Source organism: Rhodococcus sp. 077-4 (genome assembly GCF_047782425.1).
Taxonomy (GTDB): domain Bacteria; phylum Actinomycetota; class Actinomycetes; order Mycobacteriales; family Mycobacteriaceae; genus Rhodococcoides.
Window position 1 is genome coordinate 1,624,815 of sequence record NZ_JAJPWC010000001.1, and the last position, 14,475, is coordinate 1,639,289.

Genomic DNA, 14,475 nt, shown 5'->3' on the forward strand with positions numbered 1-14,475 from the left:
CGAAACCCGGGAGTCGACGATGGCAGGCAAGAAGATCGACAGAGTGCACGCACAGTCCGCGCTGGAGACGGTTCGCGAGAATCCCGGCATTGCCCTGATCGCCGCCGCACCCGCATTGGTGGTGCTGGCAGTGGTGTGGTGGCTGCTCGGGTTCCCCGCAGCGTTGATTCTGCTGATCGCGGCAGGCGGTGCGGGCTTCCTCTATCTCAGGAACCGCTGATTACCGACAGGCACTGCTCACTGCTCGGCGCGAGGGATGCAGAACTCGGTGATGGTGGCCGTGCCTGCGGCCAGTTCCGCCCAGGACGCCTCGGTGGTCAACACGGCGATTGCCGAGGTGGGGAAGCGGTGTCGCACTTCGCGGGCCACGTCGGTGTCGTCGTCTGTCGCCAATTCGAGTGCAGTCCAGGGGATTCCGGGCTCATGCCCGACGACCAGCAGGGTCGAGACAGCGACGTCTGCAGTGTTCGAACCCGCGAAGTAGGTGTCGGCAAGCCGGATTTCGTCGATGATCTCGTCGGCCGATCCGCCGTAGATGTCTCGCTCGAACCGTGTGGGGGCATCGCCGAGACCGGTGGCGACCAACGTTTCGCGGGTTCGCAGAGCCGTCGAGCACAGAACTGCATCGACGGGACCGACGTGCTCGGTGATCCAGGCTCCGGCAAGTCCGGCCTCGCGTCGGCCGCGCGCGGCCAAGGGGCGTTCGTGATCCGGTATTCCGTCGGGGTAGCCGGACTTGCCGTGCCGCATCAGCACGAGGGTCCTAGTGGTCGCCATGCTGTCCACCGTAAACGGTCAGGGCGACGGGATCGGGTACGACGCTCACCGGCTCCGGGAAGACGAACTTGCGCATCGCCCACCATCGGAACGCGGTTGCCAGCAACGTGCCGATGATGGATCCACTGATGAAGTCGGCGATGTTCTCGGTGAGGAAAGACACGTTCGGCGACCGTAGATCCAGCATGTAACTCGACACCCACAGCGGTAGCTGGTTGATTGCCAGACCGGTTCCGGCGACTGCGAAGAACAGCGCCGCCTCGTGGTGACGACGTCGTCCGCCGCGGGCGGTGAACGACCATTCCCGGTTCAGGATGTACGACACAATCGTCGCGATCAGCACGGCCAGAACGTTCGCTGTCACCGGCTTGTCCTGCAGGATCGTCCACTTCAGGCCGAAGAACAGTACGACGGTGATGACGAAGGTGATGCCTCCGACGATGAGGAACTTGAGGGCCTCGGCGTGCTTGACGAGGGGCTCGAGCCAGCGCTGGGGAACGTGGTCGGTGAGGCGGTCGGACACATGCATCCCATCGACGTTACCTCGAGTAACGGATCCGGCTCGCTCGTCGGCGATAGGCTCGCATCGATATGAGTAGCGCTCGGATGTCCGTAATCGTTGTTTTCTTCGTCAATGGAGCCGTGTTCGCCAACTGGGCTCCACGCATCCCGGAAATTCAGAACTCGCTGTCGATCGACGTCGCCACTCTCGGTCTGGCTCTGACCGGAATCGGACTCGGCGGGTTGGCGGCTGCGCCCATCGCGGCCGTGATGGTTCGTCGGTTCGGCAGTCGGTGGGCAATTCTGGCCTCGGGGCTGCTGTTGTGCGCGGCGTTCGTGCTGCCTGCAGTGGCCGCGTCGTGGTGGACGCTGTTGGCCGCGCTGGTGCTGCTGGGTGGGGCGGACGCGGTGATGGACATTTCGATGAATGCGCAGGGCGTCCTCGTCGAGGAACGGGCGGGCAAGTCCCTCCTGAGCAGCTTTCATGCCGCGTGGAGCGTCGGTGCCGTCGTAGGAGGAGTGACCGGTGCCGCCGCGGCAGGCGCGCGAGTGCCGGTAGCGCTGCACTTCGCCGTGGTCGGTGTGGTCTTGATTCTGGCCTTGTCGGCTGTGGGACGGGGCCTGCTCGGACCGGCGCGGGTCGGCCGCGCGCACGAGAACCAGGTGGCCGGCCCGGTTGCCGCACGACCCACCGCTGCCCTCGCCCTACTCGGAGCCGTCGTGTTGCTCGCCGGGCTGATGGAGGATTTTCCGCAATCGTGGAGCGCTGTCTACATGACGACCGAGGAGGGTGCGGGCCCGGGCTCGGCCGGCATGGCGTTCGTAGCGTTCTCGGCCGCGATGCTGGTCGGGCGGCTGGTCGGAGATCGAGTCGTCGATCAGTTCGGACCGTCGACGGTGTTGACGGGCGGTGCGTCGTTGGTGGCGCTGGCCTTTCTCGCCATCCTGGGCTTGTCGCTGCTCGCTGCGGATCTACCGGTACTGGTCATCGGGGCATTCGCAGTTGCAGGCCTGGGTGCGAGTCCGCTGTTTCCCATCGTGTTCAGCCTGGCCGGTCGGCTTGCCGGTGTGTCCTCGGCAGCGGCCATCTCGATCGTGTCGTTGGTCTCGCGGATCGGATTTCTCCTGGCACCGCTGGCCGTCGGTCGTGTCGTGGATGCGTCGGGCTTCGGATCGGTGTTGGGGGCCATTGCCGCGGCGGGCATCGTCGTCGCCGTGATCGGCTGGTTCTACGGCCGCAAGTTCCCGGTTGGATCGCGCTCGCACTCTGCCTCGGGGTAATTGCGCAGTACGTAATCACGCAGCAGTCGACGCACCTCGTCGGCGGTCAGTTGCTCGGGATATGTCACGGCCTGCAGCGTCAGCCCGTCGATGTACGTGTGCAGTTCCGCTGCCGCGTGCTCGTCCGCAATGCTGCCGAACCGGAATGCGGGCGAGTTCGGGAGATCGAGATCGCGAAGGTGTGCCCAGGCGAGGCGGCACAGGTACCGGCTACCGAACCAACCGGCCGTCTTGAGGGCGGCGAGCCGCTCGTCGAACCGAGCCCGAACGATCGCCTCCAGCCACACCGACGCCTCGGCTCGTCGGTCCTCGTCGAGAGGCAGCAATTCCTCGAGCACACGAATTGCGCGTACGAGGCCGTCACCGCTGTTGGGATGCGCCTCCAGCCGATGCACGACGCGCTGCGTCATGGCCTCTGCCGCGAACAGGACCAGCTCGCCCTGATCGGCGAAGTAGTACCGCAGTGATCCGGGGGACACACCCGCCTCTGCGGCGACGCTGCGTACCGTCGCTCCGCTCATGCCTGCTCGCTCGATGACGCGCCACACGGCGGCGACGATCTCCGCCCTGCGAGCTTCGTGGTCGACGATCTTCGGCATCGGTCTGTTCTAGCACGAGCAAATTTTATCTGACACACATGTGTCGAAAAACTGTTACGGTACATCTGTGTTAATTAAGCTGGCCGGGCTCGCGCTGGTGGACAGCGTCGGCGTCGGAACTCTCGCGGTTCCGCTGTGGATGATGCTGCGGCCGTCGTTTCGAGCGCGCGCCGTTCTGCTGCATCTCGGTGTGCTGGGACTGCTGTATCTCGGTGTCGGCATCGCGTTGTCGGCTACCGCCGGCATCTCCGTGGTCGCCCCCGGTAACGCGTGGATTCGGCTGGCGGTAGGTCTGGTGGTTCTGGTCGCAGGGCTGTTCTGTGACCGTCGGGGTCGAGATGTCCGAGGTGCCTGGTGGGCGAGAACACCGGCAAGTGCGCGCGGGGTGGTTCTACTCGCCGTCGCGGTGGGCGTGACGGAGGTGGCGACGATGCTGCCGTACTTCGCCGCGATCGACGCGGTGGGCCATGCCGGCCTGGGGTCGATATCGACGGCGTTGGTGCTCGCGTCGTACGTGCTCGTGATGCTGACGCCGGCTCTGGCCCTTCTTGTCGCCAGACTGGTTGCACAACAATATGTTTCGACCATCGCGCAGCGCCTGCTGCGCAGGGTGGATCGCTGGAGTGCGGGAGCGTTGGGAACGGTGTTGATCGTGGTGGGTGCACTGCTGGCCGCAGACGCGGCGATCGAACTGAATTTGGTCTGAACAATCGAGAGGAGACGCAATGAAATTTCGGGATGCGCGCAGCGTCGTCATGATCGGTGTGGGCGCGGTGCTGGCACTGTTCTTCTGGGATTTGCAGGTGTTCTGGTTTCAGGGCGGCCCGTTCGGCTGCGTTCTGATGGTCCTCGCCGTGGTGGACATGTGGAAATCGCGTCGCGGCACCCCGAAGAGGGGTCTGCTCGAAGAGTTGCGCGACGACATCGTCGGCAGCAGGGATTCGGGTAGCAGGGATTCGACCGACACATCAGAGCGTGACACTCGGCCTTGAGTCGAGCGGCTTTTGTCGCATCGCGGGGACGGTACTGAATTCTCGGCCGAGCCGTGATAGACAAGCAGTTCGTCGATGCTGTGTCGAGTGGAATGGTGGTGGCCTGGTGACGACCGGTGTCGACGCGGGTTGCCCTGCTCACTCGCCTCGGCGTGGAGTGACCGTTCTGGGCACCGCCGTGATGGTCGTGGGTCTGGTGATCGGCTGGGTTGTTCTCTACGCCGTCGGCCTGGTGGGTGCGTTGTGGCGTTTCCGCGAGCCCGATGCGCCTGCTCCGACGCTGTCTTCGAGTGATCAGTGGGCCGATCTTGCGGTCGGCGCGGCCCAGGTGGCCGTGGGGGCCATAGCGATCGCCGCTGTGTATTTCGCTCGGCGTCGGAGGTTGTCTGCGGTGTGGCTGCCGCGTGCCGGCACCGCCCGTGAGGCTGCGATCACCTGGTGCGCCGCGATCGGTGCTGCGTCTGCCTCGGTGCTGTTGTTGTCTCGGACGGACATCGTCAGGTTCAGTTTCTCGATCCCGGCCTCGGTCGAGTCCGATTGGCTCGCAGTGGTTTCTGCGCTCGCCGTGGGTCTGCGCGAGGAGCCGATCCTGGTGGCGCTACCGGTGCTGCTGCTCGTGGGCAGGCTTCCGGTCTGGGCCATCATGGCGTTGTCGGGCACGATGCGGGGCCTTCTCTACCTGTACTTCGGCGGCGGTGGATTTCTGTGGGCCCTGTGCTGGGGTGCGGCGGCGGTGTGGGTGTTCTACCGGTACCGGCGGCTGTGGGTGTTGATCGCGATTCACGGACTGGTGATGAACATTCAGGTGCTCGATCGGGTGATTCCGTCCGAGAATGCGGCCACCGTCCTGCAGTGGATCAACATTCTGATCCTGTTCACGGCGCTCCTGTGGTGGGTCACTCCGCGGGCGCTCGACGCGTTTCTGCCGAACACGGTGGCCGGTCGATACGGCGATTCGACTGGCCGGACGACCCCGATGGTGACCGAGGTAGTGCTGAACCACGAAAAACTCGATCCCGACGAGGTCGGAAGAGAACCGCCCGTCAAGCCCTGACCATTCGGGCTTCGAGGCACTCCCAGAGCGGGTCGAATTTCGTTGTGCCGTCCAGCTCGAACCGGTGCTTTCGGTAGAACGCCACCGCACGGTCGTTTGCCGCGGCCACCCACAAGTAGGCGGGCGTCTGTTGGCCGATCACCTCGACCATGAGTGCGGTAGCGACGCCGGTGCCGTGATGTTCGGGCAGCACGTTCAGTGACCACAATTCGGTCGAGGCCGGCGGATTCTCGTCGCGGGGAGGGCCGCCGGTGGCGAATCCGACGATGCTTGAACAGTCGGTGTCCACGGCGCATCGGGTCCGGACGCCGCGGCTCGACGCCTCGTCGCGGCCGGCGATGATGTGCTCCCAACGTTCGATGCGATCGCGGGGGCGTATCGCGTCGAGCTTGGCGCTGTTCATCATTCCCGCGTACGTCGCCTTCCAGATGGCCACGTGAGCTGTGCCGAGCTGTGTTTCGTCAGCAGGACCGATATCACGGATCGAGTAGCTGCCCACGGTTGTAGTTATACCGACTCAGTACATGTTTTTGGTGCGATTTTCTGTCGGACCCTTCCCATATTCTCGAATGCATGTTCGATACCGGGGGGTGTGGGGTGGCGCAGACGCCACCGATCGACGACTGCATTGCGGGGTTTCTCGACGTCATTGCGCTCAACCGTGTCAGCGAGAACCTTGCTCGGGCGGCGACTCTGCTTGCGTACTGCGACGTACTCGAGATGCGTCTCGATGCTGCCGAAGCAGCTGGGGGCGACCCGGGCGAGACGGTTCGCGGTGCCTTGTGCGATCTGGCGGTGACGATGACCGGCACGCGTCGCGATGCGTCGGTGGTGCACGATGTCGCGGAGCGCCTGCATCGAATGCCGTTGACTGCCCTGCGTTTCGTGACCGGAAGCTTCGACTGGTCGACGGTGGTGACGATCACCTCGGTGCTGCATCGTGCACGTGACGAGACGATCGCGGCAATCGAGTACGAGGTCTGTGCAGCGGGCGGGCGAATGCGGCCGCAGGCGTTGCGCAATCGGATCTGGCGGCTGTGGATGAAGGCCGACCCGGTCGGTGCCGCAGCGGCTCGCGAGACCGCGAAGTCCGAGGAGGTCGGTGTGCGGATCGACCGCACCGGTCCCGGAGGCATCGCGTCGCTCATCGCGAAGATCACCGATCTCGAAGCGGCCGAAGCCGATGCCCTCATCGTCGAGATCGTCGGGACGGTCTGTAAAGCCGACCCCCGATCGACGGGGATGCTGCGAGCGGCGGGTCTGATGGCGTTGCTGCACGGCGAGCATTCACTCGTGTGCCAGTGCGCTCGAGGCGACGACTGTCCGGTGGCCGGTGCTGCCGACGACCTTGCCCCTCGGCGTGGCCATCTGCTCCAGATCGTGGTGGCGGTGGAAACGTTGCTCGGGCTGAGCTCGGAGCCTGCGACCCTGGCCGATGGGACGCCTATCGACCCCGAGGTGGCGCGCATCGTTGCCACGGACGCAAAGTGGCAGGCCCTCCTGACCGAGCTGGTCGAGATGCTGAAGCCCGGACAGACGAGCTCGGGTGACGACGGATCGCACGATGACGGCCCTGACGATGATGGTGCTGACGATGGCGGTCTTGTCGGTGGTGGTCCTGACGGTGACGGTGGCCCGGATAAAGGTGGCCCAGATAGCGGTGGACCCAAGGGCGGTGGTCCAGGTTGCGGTCCTGACGGTGATGGTTTTGACGGTGATGGTCCTGACGATGATCAGGACGGCTCCGGTGCTGATGGTGACGGTGGCCCGGATGGTGACGGTGGCCCGGATGGTGACGGTGGCCCGAGTGGCGGTCATGGCGACGGTGGTCCGGAATCCCGCAGCACCGAAGGCAGCGATGGCACCGACGGTCCGGCTTCGAATGGCTCAGGGGGTCGGTCGAACACGTATACCGCGCAGGTGAACACCGGTTTCGGTGCTGCCGGACATCTCGGTTCGGTATCGAGTCCGTACGGGCCGTTCTCGCCCGGACGTTTTTCGTTCGGCCCGTTCTCGGTGCGCCCGTCGCTGTTGCGTCGGGTGGTCGGCATGGGTCGGGTGCGGGGTGCCGCCGAGCTTCCTTCCGTGCGGTTCGTGGATGGCTGTTGTCCATCCCTGAATCAGATTTGTCCACCCCTGAATCCGATGCTGGGGGAGGAGTCTGTCCGCGATGGGCTCGTCGCGCGGTGGCTGGCATGGATTGCCGAGCGACCCGAGCGTGCTCGTGGCATCTTCCCTGACGGTCATGGGGGCGAGGCGATTCCGTCGAAGGCGGCGGTGACGTATCGGCCCAGTGCGCGTGTCGCCGCGTTCGTACGGGCTGCGTATCGCACGTGCACGTTCCCGAACTGCGACGTGCCATCGGCTCGGTGTCAGATCGACCATCTGGTTCCGTTCGACAAAGACGATCCGAGACATGGCGGTTGGACGATCGTGACCAATCTTCAGCCGGTGTGCGTGTTTCATCATCAGGCCAAGACCTCGAAGGCATGGTCGGCGGTGATGCTCGCCGGCGGAGCGATTCTGTGGTCGAACTCCCTCGGTCTGCGCAGGGTCACGTTGCCGGAGTTTTCCGTCGCACCGCATCCAGGACGCCGTCGACGTCGGAAGCGGGCGGTGGAGATGGTGCGATCCCCGGCCGAACCCACCCGTTGGGAACTCGAACACGGCGGGTCAGCGCCGCCGACTCTTGCAGAAATTCGTTCTGCATCAACGGAAATGGAGAGGGAGAAGCTCGCGGAGAAGCTGCGCGCCTACCTCGAGCACTGCCGCGTCGTACATGCGCGCGTTCGATACGACCGCACCCATTACGACCCGCCGCCATTCTGAACAATCACCCGTGCCGGTGTGGTCAGGGCCACCCACCTGCTATCTTGAACGCCGTTCAAGTCTCTGGGGCAGGTCACCGCCCCACTCCTCGAGGAGTCACCCGTGCCAGATGTCGACAGCAGTACCCGCCAGCCGAGCCGTAAGGTCGGGCGAATGAACGTCTCCGCCCGTGACATGGCGCAGATTGCAGTGTTCGCTGCACTCATCGCTGCTCTCGGTCTACCGGGCTCGATCACGGTCGGGTTCTCGGGCGTCCCCATCACCTTGCAGACCCTCGGCATCATCCTGTCCGGTGCCATCCTCGGACCCCGCAAGGGCACAGCCGCGGTCCTCGTGTTCCTCGCGCTGACGATGATCGGTTTGCCGCTCCTGGCAGGTGGACGCACCGGTCTCGCAGCCATGGCCGGACCCACTGTCGGCTATCTGATCGGCTGGATCCCGGCTGCGTTCCTGATCGGCTTGCTCACCGCACGCATCCTGCCGAAGTATTCGATCGCGCTCGGCCTGCTGATCAACGCGGTCGGCGGCATCGTGGTCGTCTACGCATTCGGCATCATCGGACTCGTTCTGCGTACCGATGTCGGACTGTGGGCCGCCGTCACCTCCAACGGACCGTTCCTGCCCGGCGACATCGCCAAGGTCGTCGTCGCCACCGTTGTCGCCAAGAGCGTCCACCGTGCGTACCCGGGTCTGATCAAGGCGTGACTCTCGCGCTGGGAGGTCGAGGCAGCGACAACAGCACAGCCAACGGCACCGCCGTCGTCTGGCGTGGTCGCACCCTCACCTACGCCGAACTCGACGCCGCCGTCGAGCAGTGGCCTCACCTCCCGGTGCATGACGCGTCAGCGCTCGATCTGCCCGAGGCATTGATGTGCGTCTTCTCGGCAGCGCGCCAGGGCACTGCGGTACGAATCGAGGACCCGGCCGCCCGTCCCGATCGCTCTGCACCCACCGATCCCGACGCGTTCCTGCTGGTGGCGACCTCCGGTTCCACCGGCCGCCCGAAACCGCTGCAGCGCACCGCAGCGTCGTGGGTCGACAGCTTCCCCGAGTTCACCGAGATCACCGGAATTCGACGCACCGACACCGTGCTGATCACCGGACCACTGCACGCCACGATGCACCTGTTCGCCGCGGTGCACGCACTGTGGCTCGGGGCATGCGTCACCGACGACCCGGCGCTGGCCACGGCGGTGCACGCTGTTCCTGCGGTGCTCCGCGATGTGGTTCGATCGATGCCAGGCGCGCGCATCGCCATCGCAGCAGGAGCCGGCCTCGATCCCGCTGCAGCGCAACTTATCTCGGCGCAGGGCGTGAGGCTGGTCGAGTACTACGGCTCGGCGGAGCTGTCGTTGGTGGCGACGAGGGTGGTGGGCGAGCACTCGTCGCTGATGCTGCTCTCGGGCGTCGACGCACGCACCGAGGGCGGGTATCTTTTCGTCAGATCCCCGTACTCGGCGCTCAGTGCGCGCGGGTGGTTCGGCATCGGTGATCTGGCCGAGCTGAACGGCCGCGAGCTTCTGGTCCACGGCCGCGGGGATGCAGCGATCAACGTGGGCGGTACCACCGTGATCGCCGAGGACGTGGAGAACATCCTGACCGCACTCGACGGCGTCCGAGCCGCGGCAGCCATCGGTAGTCCGCACACGGTTCTCGGCGAAACGGTCTCAGCGGTCCTCGAACTCGACGGATCCCGCGAGCTGGACCTCATTCGCGCAGACGCGCGCGCGATCATGACGAAGGAAGCATTGCCGAGGCGGTGGACGGTGGTGCACCAATTGCCCCGCACTGCCAGCGGCAAAATCGCTCGAGGGGCACTGGTGTGACGCCGATTCCTGTCATCGTTGCAGGCAAACGCACTGCAATCGGTATCGCTGGGCATGGCTTTGCCGATATCACCGCTCCCGATCTGGCTGCCCCTGTACTGAAAGCTGTTGCAGCAGAGGTCAGCTCTCTCGGCATCCCGATCGATGATGTGATCCTTGGCAATTGTCTCGGTCCCGGCGGTGACGTCGCGCGTGTTTCTGCCCTGCTCGCGGGCCTCGGTGTCGGAGTCCCCGGCGTCACCGTCGATCGGCAGTGCGGATCCGGGCTCGACGCCGTCGCGCAGGCCGCGTCGCGTATCCGCAGTGGCGACGAGACGCTGATTCTGGCCGGCGGCGTCGAATCAGCCAGTACGACCCCATGGCGATTCTGGCCCCCGGTCGACGGCGCAGAACCCTTCCGCTACACCCGGGCGCCGTTCGCACCCGAGGGCTTCGAGGATCCGGACATGGGTGCCGCAGCGGACGAGCTCGCCAAAATTCGCGGAATCGGCCGAGAACGACAGGATGCCTATGCCGCACGGTCGTTCGCATTGGCCCATGCGCACGACTTCGCCGCCGAGATCGTCCCCATCGGGCAAATTGCCGCCGACGAGCGAATCCGCCCCAACATGACCGCCGGGCGGCTCGGCAGATTACGTCCCACCTTCACCTCCGACGGGACCGCCACTGCGGGCAACTCGTGCGGAATCTCCGACGGCGCAGCGGTTCTGGCGATCACCTCGGCCGAACGGGCGGCCGGAATGCCGTCGATGCGCATCCTCGGCAGCGCTGTCGCGGGGTCCGACCCGGCACTTCCCGGTCTCGGTCCGGTGCCCGCGATCGAGAAACTGCTCGCCCGCACCGGGGTAGCGATCGGCGATGTCGACACCGTCGAAATCACCGAGGCGTTCGCATCGGTAGTGCTCGCCGTCGCGGACGAACTGGGCCTCGACGAGGAGCGCATCTGCCCGGACGGTGGAGCGATCGCGATGGGGCATCCGTGGGGCGCGTCCGGTGCAATCTTGTTGGTGCGCCTGGCTTCTCGAATGCTCCAGCCCGGGGGTTCGGCTCTGGGCTTGGCGGCCTGCGCCATCGGCGGCGGGCAAGGTATAGCAATGTTGGTGGAGCGAGTGACATGAGCAGGGTCATATGAGCACGGTCAAGTTCGAGAACATCTCCCATTCGTTCGGGGAGCGGCAGGTGCTGCACGGCATCGAACTCGAATTCGACGAGCGTCGAATCGGCATCATCGGCTCCAACGGTTCGGGCAAGTCCACTCTCGCTCGAATGATCAACGGGCTCATCAAGCCCGATACGGGCCGCGTCACCGTCGACGGTATCGACGCCGCGAAGAAGGGGGCGCAGGTTCGCAAGAAGGTGGGCTTCGTGTTCACCGACCCCGACTCACAGATCGTGATGCCCACTGTTGCAGAGGATCTTGCGTTCTCGCTGCGCAGGTCCGGTTTGAGCAAGGCCGAGGTGGCCGAGCGCGTCGAGGAGATTCTCGTCCGTTTCCGCCTCGATCAGCACCGAGACCATCCGGCGCACTTGCTTTCCGGTGGACAGAAGCAACTGCTGGCAATCGGTGCAGTCCTGATCCGACGCCCGGAGGTGGTAGTCGCAGACGAGCCGACGACGTTGCTGGATCTGCGCAACGGACGCGTCGTCGCCCAGGCTCTGGATTCGATGGACCAGCAAGTCATCGTCGTGACCCACCAACTGGCGCTGCTGGACAGCTTCGAGCGCGTGATCGTCATCGACGACGGCCGCATCGCATTCGACGGCACCCCTGCGTCCGCCGTCCCGGCTTATCGGGAGCTGATCGGATGATCGGTCTCTACCGCCCCGGCACCTCTCTGCTGCACCGGATGAGCCCGGGGTGGAAGCTCCTCGCGCTGATCATCTCGATCCTGGCGACGGTGATCTTCGCACGAACCCCGTTCGAGGTGGCTGCAGTCGCCGGGGTTGTCGCGGCTCTGTTCGCCGTGGCGCGCATCCCAGCGAAAGTGGCACTGGCGCAACTGTGTCCGGTGCTGTGGATGCTGTTGATCATCGGCGTGTTCCAGGTGATCATCACCACCTGGCAGCGCGCGGTAGTGGTGTGCGGGGTGCTGGTGATCTCCGTTGCACTGGCGGCCCTCGTCACCCTGACCACCCGGGTGACCGACATGCTCGACACCGTCACCCGGGCTCTCGGCCCCATCCGCCGCTTCGGCGTCGATCCGGATCGCATCGGACTGCTACTGGCCCTTGCCATTCGATGCATCCCACTACTCGCGTCGATCGTGCAGGAGGTCTCGCAGGCCCGCAAAGCTCGCGGGCTGCAGTGGTCGATGACGGCACTGGCTACGCCGGTCCTGGTGCGCGCCCTCCGCACTGCCGACGCCATGGGGGATGCTCTCGTCGCACGCGGTGTGGACGACGACGGTGTGGATGATGACGGTGTGGACGACGACTGCGAAACAGACCATGACGAGTGAGCTTCTCGCCTCTCGGATAGCGCGGCATTCCGACCGTCGGGAGACGGCGATCGTCGACGCGACCGGTGAGATCACCTACCGCGAGTTCTGGAGCCGGGTGCAACGCGCGGCGACGGCGCTTTCTCACAGATCGGCAGGGATGCGTCGCATCGCGGTACTGCCGACGTCCGACATCGGTTCGCTGGTGATCGTCGTCGCAGCGATGCACGCCGGAGTGAGTGTCGTTCTGCTGCATCGGCATCTGTTGCCCCAGGAGTTCGCCGACGTCATGGCGGCGAGTGAGCCCTCGCTCGTCATCGCGCATCCGCGCCAACACTCGAGGTTGCATCGTTGGGGTGCTGTCGACGTATTCGCACCCGAGGACATGGCTGCCGACACGCCCGTCGCCATCGCTGACCCCACCCCGAATACCGAACTGCTGGTGGGCATCACGTCCGGAACCACCGGCCCACCAAAACTGTTCGTGCGCAATCAGGCGTCGTGGGCGGCCACGCTCGACCGCTCCGATGCCCTGTTCGATCTCGGCCCGGGCGATCGGGTCTCCGCGCCCGGCACCCTCGATCACACACATTTTCTCTACGGCGCACTGCATGCGCTCACGCGTGGGGCGACGGTGGACTTGCGTGAACCGAAAGCAGCTCTCGAAGATGCTGCCACCCATCTGTATTCGGTTCCGACCATCGCGTGGGACATTGCTCGCTCGGGAGTCGAAGCCCTCAGCGTCCGCGAGGTGCTCTCGTCCGCGGCGCGGTGGCCGGAGTCGGGCCGGGCTGCACTGGCGGCGGCACTGCCGAACGCGGCGCTGACCCACTTCTACGGCGCGTCCGAGCTCAGTTTCGTCTCCTACGACCGCAGCGAGAACACTGGCGCAGGGGTCACCGGAATGCTCTTCGACGGAGTCGAGGTGGAGATTCGGGACGAGTTGCTTCACGTGCGCAGCGACATGCTGTTCGACGGTTACCTCGGCCGCGCCGGGAAGCAGGAAGTTTTGACCGGTGGGCCGGTCGACGGGTGGATTACGGTCGGCGATCGGGCGCGATCGGGGGACGACGGGCTGCACCTGCTCGGTCGCAGCAGCGACACGATCGTCAGAGCCGGGCTCACCGTCGAGTTGACGCCGATCGAGGCTGCCCTGCTCGCCGTTCCCGGTGTACTCGAGGCCGGGGTGGTCGGGTTGCCCAACGACCGCACCGGTGAGGAACCCGCAGCGGGAGTCGTTCTTGCGCAGTCCGATCGGACTTCCGTCGCGCAGATCCGCCGCGGGCTGCGCGCCGTACTTCCTGGGCCGAGCCTACCGGTGGTGATCGCCGTGCTGGACAGCTTGCCGCGCACCCCACGCGGCAAGCTGGACCGTCAGGCTTTGGGGGCAACCTTGGCGACAGTACGTACTGCTCCCGGTTCGCCCGATGCTCCCGTGACGACGAACCAGACGGTCAGCGCGCCGCCGGAGTAGCGGTGGCGCAGGGTGACGCGTTCGTTCGCCAGCACCGGGCTCAGGTACTCGATGACGGCGCGGTGCGGTGCCGCAACCAGCTCGGGTAGGTCGACCAGCAACTCCTCGATCGCATGCCAGTAGACCGCATTGTTGAGGTGGTTGAAGGGGTCGATATCGGTTGCGCGCAAAGGGAAGTGCATGTCGGCGGGCGACTCGGCCGGTGCGGGCTCGCTCAGCCATGCCTTCCACCGCAGGCGATGCTGATCGGTGGTTCGGGCCAGCATTTCCAAGGCACCGTCGCTGATGCGGGTCGGCATTCCGGTGGTTTTGCTGATGTTGATCCAGAAGCCCTCGGTCTCGATGCGCCCACCCTTCGGCGTCGTCAGTGCCACGCGCATGTTGGACCATCGCGTCGACATCGACGAACACCAGCGCCGCATGTGCACCCGGTCCGGAAAATGGATGGGCTCGAAGACGTCGATGACGGTGCGCCGCACGATCCACATCGGGTCGGTCTCGCCGAGTGTGGTGGCGTCGAGGTTGTCGGTGCCGATGTCCTGCAGGTACCGGGCCACTCCGTCGAACCGCAGCCTGTTGTTCGGGTCGATGTCACCCGTCCGCACCGGCCAGTCGGTCTCGAAGCCTTCACCGGGCGGCGGCTCCGGTGCCAGTTCGTCCTCGAAGCCGGCCGGTTCCACGCGTGCATTGGTCACGCTCGCACT

At 65.5% G+C, this 14,475-nt stretch carries 17 protein-coding genes; 12 read left to right on the top strand and 5 right to left on the bottom strand.

Translation table 11 applies throughout. The features are described from left to right. Positions 1–19 precede the first annotated feature (19 nt). Positions 20–220 (top strand): hypothetical protein, encoded by a 201-nt coding sequence (locus tag ACNEOT_RS08040; RefSeq protein WP_415973354.1) that lies wholly within the window; start codon positions 20–22, stop codon positions 218–220. A 17-nt stretch (positions 221–237) separates the two neighbouring features. On the opposite strand, the gene ACNEOT_RS08045 is transcribed toward ACNEOT_RS08040, so the two are convergent. Next, positions 238–777: a SixA phosphatase family protein gene (locus ACNEOT_RS08045; protein WP_415973355.1), complete on the bottom strand. Its 540-nt coding sequence runs from the start codon at positions 775–777 to the stop codon at positions 238–240. Beyond that, the gene (locus tag ACNEOT_RS08050) at positions 764–1,306 is read right to left on the bottom strand and encodes a GtrA family protein (protein WP_415973356.1); all 543 of its coding nucleotides are present in this window, start codon (positions 1,304–1,306) and stop codon (positions 764–766) included. The genes ACNEOT_RS08045 and ACNEOT_RS08050 overlap by 14 nt, the downstream gene beginning before the upstream one ends. 77 nt (positions 1,307–1,383) lie before the next feature. On the opposite strand from ACNEOT_RS08050, the gene ACNEOT_RS08055 reads away from it, so the two are divergent. Further along, positions 1,384–2,559: an MFS transporter gene (locus tag ACNEOT_RS08055; protein ID WP_415973357.1), complete on the top strand. Its 1,176-nt coding sequence runs from the start codon at positions 1,384–1,386 to the stop codon at positions 2,557–2,559. Here ACNEOT_RS08055 and ACNEOT_RS08060 read toward each other — a convergent pair. Next, the gene (locus ACNEOT_RS08060) at positions 2,508–3,158 is read right to left on the bottom strand and encodes a TetR/AcrR family transcriptional regulator (RefSeq protein WP_415973358.1); all 651 of its coding nucleotides are present in this window, start codon (positions 3,156–3,158) and stop codon (positions 2,508–2,510) included. The genes ACNEOT_RS08055 and ACNEOT_RS08060 overlap by 52 nt on opposite strands. Positions 3,159–3,225: 67 nt before the next feature. Here ACNEOT_RS08060 and ACNEOT_RS08065 point away from each other — a divergent pair, with 67 nt between their 5' ends. The 3 genes from ACNEOT_RS08065 (at position 3,226) to ACNEOT_RS08075 (ending at position 5,204) form a co-directional block, all read left to right on the top strand. After that, positions 3,226–3,864: a GAP family protein gene (locus tag ACNEOT_RS08065; RefSeq protein ID WP_415973359.1), complete on the top strand. Its 639-nt coding sequence runs from the start codon at positions 3,226–3,228 to the stop codon at positions 3,862–3,864. A gap of 19 nt (positions 3,865–3,883) precedes the next feature. After that, entirely contained in the window at positions 3,884–4,150 is a 267-nt protein-coding gene (locus tag ACNEOT_RS08070; protein WP_415973360.1) for a hypothetical protein, read from the top strand. 106 nt (positions 4,151–4,256) lie between these two features. Beyond that, positions 4,257–5,204, top strand: coding sequence for a CPBP family intramembrane glutamic endopeptidase (locus ACNEOT_RS08075; protein WP_415973361.1), 948 nt, complete (start codon positions 4,257–4,259; stop codon positions 5,202–5,204). On the opposite strand, the gene ACNEOT_RS08080 is transcribed toward ACNEOT_RS08075, so the two are convergent. Then, complete coding sequence (locus tag ACNEOT_RS08080; RefSeq protein WP_415973362.1) at positions 5,194–5,703, bottom strand: GNAT family N-acetyltransferase; 510 nt, start codon at positions 5,701–5,703, stop codon at positions 5,194–5,196. The genes ACNEOT_RS08075 and ACNEOT_RS08080 overlap by 11 nt on opposite strands. Positions 5,704–5,777: 74 nt before the next feature. On the opposite strand from ACNEOT_RS08080, the gene ACNEOT_RS08085 reads away from it, so the two are divergent. From ACNEOT_RS08085 to ACNEOT_RS08115, 7 genes are all read left to right on the top strand, one after another. Then, positions 5,778–8,033, top strand: coding sequence for a hypothetical protein (locus ACNEOT_RS08085; RefSeq protein WP_415973363.1), 2,256 nt, complete (start codon positions 5,778–5,780; stop codon positions 8,031–8,033). 153 nt (positions 8,034–8,186) lie between these two features. After that, positions 8,187–8,738, top strand: a complete 552-nt coding sequence (locus tag ACNEOT_RS08090; RefSeq protein WP_415973364.1) for a biotin transporter BioY — start codon at positions 8,187–8,189, stop codon at positions 8,736–8,738. Then, positions 8,735–9,859, top strand: coding sequence for an AMP-binding protein (locus ACNEOT_RS08095; protein WP_415973365.1), 1,125 nt, complete (start codon positions 8,735–8,737; stop codon positions 9,857–9,859). Before ACNEOT_RS08090 ends, ACNEOT_RS08095 begins: the two co-directional genes overlap by 4 nt. Next, positions 9,856–10,977, top strand: a complete 1,122-nt coding sequence (locus tag ACNEOT_RS08100) for a thiolase family protein (protein WP_415973366.1) — start codon at positions 9,856–9,858, stop codon at positions 10,975–10,977. Before ACNEOT_RS08095 ends, ACNEOT_RS08100 begins: the two co-directional genes overlap by 4 nt. A gap of 10 nt (positions 10,978–10,987) precedes the next feature. Further along, positions 10,988–11,668: an energy-coupling factor ABC transporter ATP-binding protein gene (locus tag ACNEOT_RS08105; protein WP_415973367.1), complete on the top strand. Its 681-nt coding sequence runs from the start codon at positions 10,988–10,990 to the stop codon at positions 11,666–11,668. Further along, positions 11,665–12,318, top strand: a complete 654-nt coding sequence (locus ACNEOT_RS08110) for an energy-coupling factor transporter transmembrane component T family protein (protein WP_415973368.1) — start codon at positions 11,665–11,667, stop codon at positions 12,316–12,318. Before ACNEOT_RS08105 ends, ACNEOT_RS08110 begins: the two co-directional genes overlap by 4 nt. Beyond that, positions 12,233–13,771 (top strand): AMP-binding protein, encoded by a 1,539-nt coding sequence (locus ACNEOT_RS08115; protein ID WP_415973369.1) that lies wholly within the window; start codon positions 12,233–12,235, stop codon positions 13,769–13,771. The genes ACNEOT_RS08110 and ACNEOT_RS08115 overlap by 86 nt, the downstream gene beginning before the upstream one ends. Here the strand turns inward: ACNEOT_RS08115 and ACNEOT_RS08120 are convergent. Continuing rightward, positions 13,672–14,466 (bottom strand): acyl-[acyl-carrier-protein] thioesterase, encoded by a 795-nt coding sequence (locus tag ACNEOT_RS08120; protein WP_415973370.1) that lies wholly within the window; start codon positions 14,464–14,466, stop codon positions 13,672–13,674. The genes ACNEOT_RS08115 and ACNEOT_RS08120 overlap by 100 nt on opposite strands. Between the last annotated feature and the right edge of the window lie 9 nt (positions 14,467–14,475).

Coding starts and splice junctions, on each gene's coding strand:
- ACNEOT_RS08040 (WP_415973354.1), top strand. CDS start 20: ATGGCAGGCAAGAAGATCGACAGAGTGCACGCACAGTCCGCGCTGGAG.
- ACNEOT_RS08045 (WP_415973355.1), bottom strand. CDS start 777: ATGGCGACCACTAGGACCCTCGTGCTGATGCGGCACGGCAAGTCCGGC.
- ACNEOT_RS08050 (WP_415973356.1), bottom strand. CDS start 1,306: ATGCATGTGTCCGACCGCCTCACCGACCACGTTCCCCAGCGCTGGCTC.
- ACNEOT_RS08055 (WP_415973357.1), top strand. CDS start 1,384: ATGTCCGTAATCGTTGTTTTCTTCGTCAATGGAGCCGTGTTCGCCAAC.
- ACNEOT_RS08060 (WP_415973358.1), bottom strand. CDS start 3,158: ATGCCGAAGATCGTCGACCACGAAGCTCGCAGGGCGGAGATCGTCGCC.
- ACNEOT_RS08070 (WP_415973360.1), top strand. CDS start 3,884: ATGAAATTTCGGGATGCGCGCAGCGTCGTCATGATCGGTGTGGGCGCG.
- ACNEOT_RS08085 (WP_415973363.1), top strand. CDS start 5,778: ATGTTCGATACCGGGGGGTGTGGGGTGGCGCAGACGCCACCGATCGAC.
- ACNEOT_RS08090 (WP_415973364.1), top strand. CDS start 8,187: ATGAACGTCTCCGCCCGTGACATGGCGCAGATTGCAGTGTTCGCTGCA.
- ACNEOT_RS08105 (WP_415973367.1), top strand. CDS start 10,988: ATGAGCACGGTCAAGTTCGAGAACATCTCCCATTCGTTCGGGGAGCGG.
- ACNEOT_RS08110 (WP_415973368.1), top strand. CDS start 11,665: ATGATCGGTCTCTACCGCCCCGGCACCTCTCTGCTGCACCGGATGAGC.
- ACNEOT_RS08115 (WP_415973369.1), top strand. CDS start 12,233: ATGCTCTCGTCGCACGCGGTGTGGACGACGACGGTGTGGATGATGACG.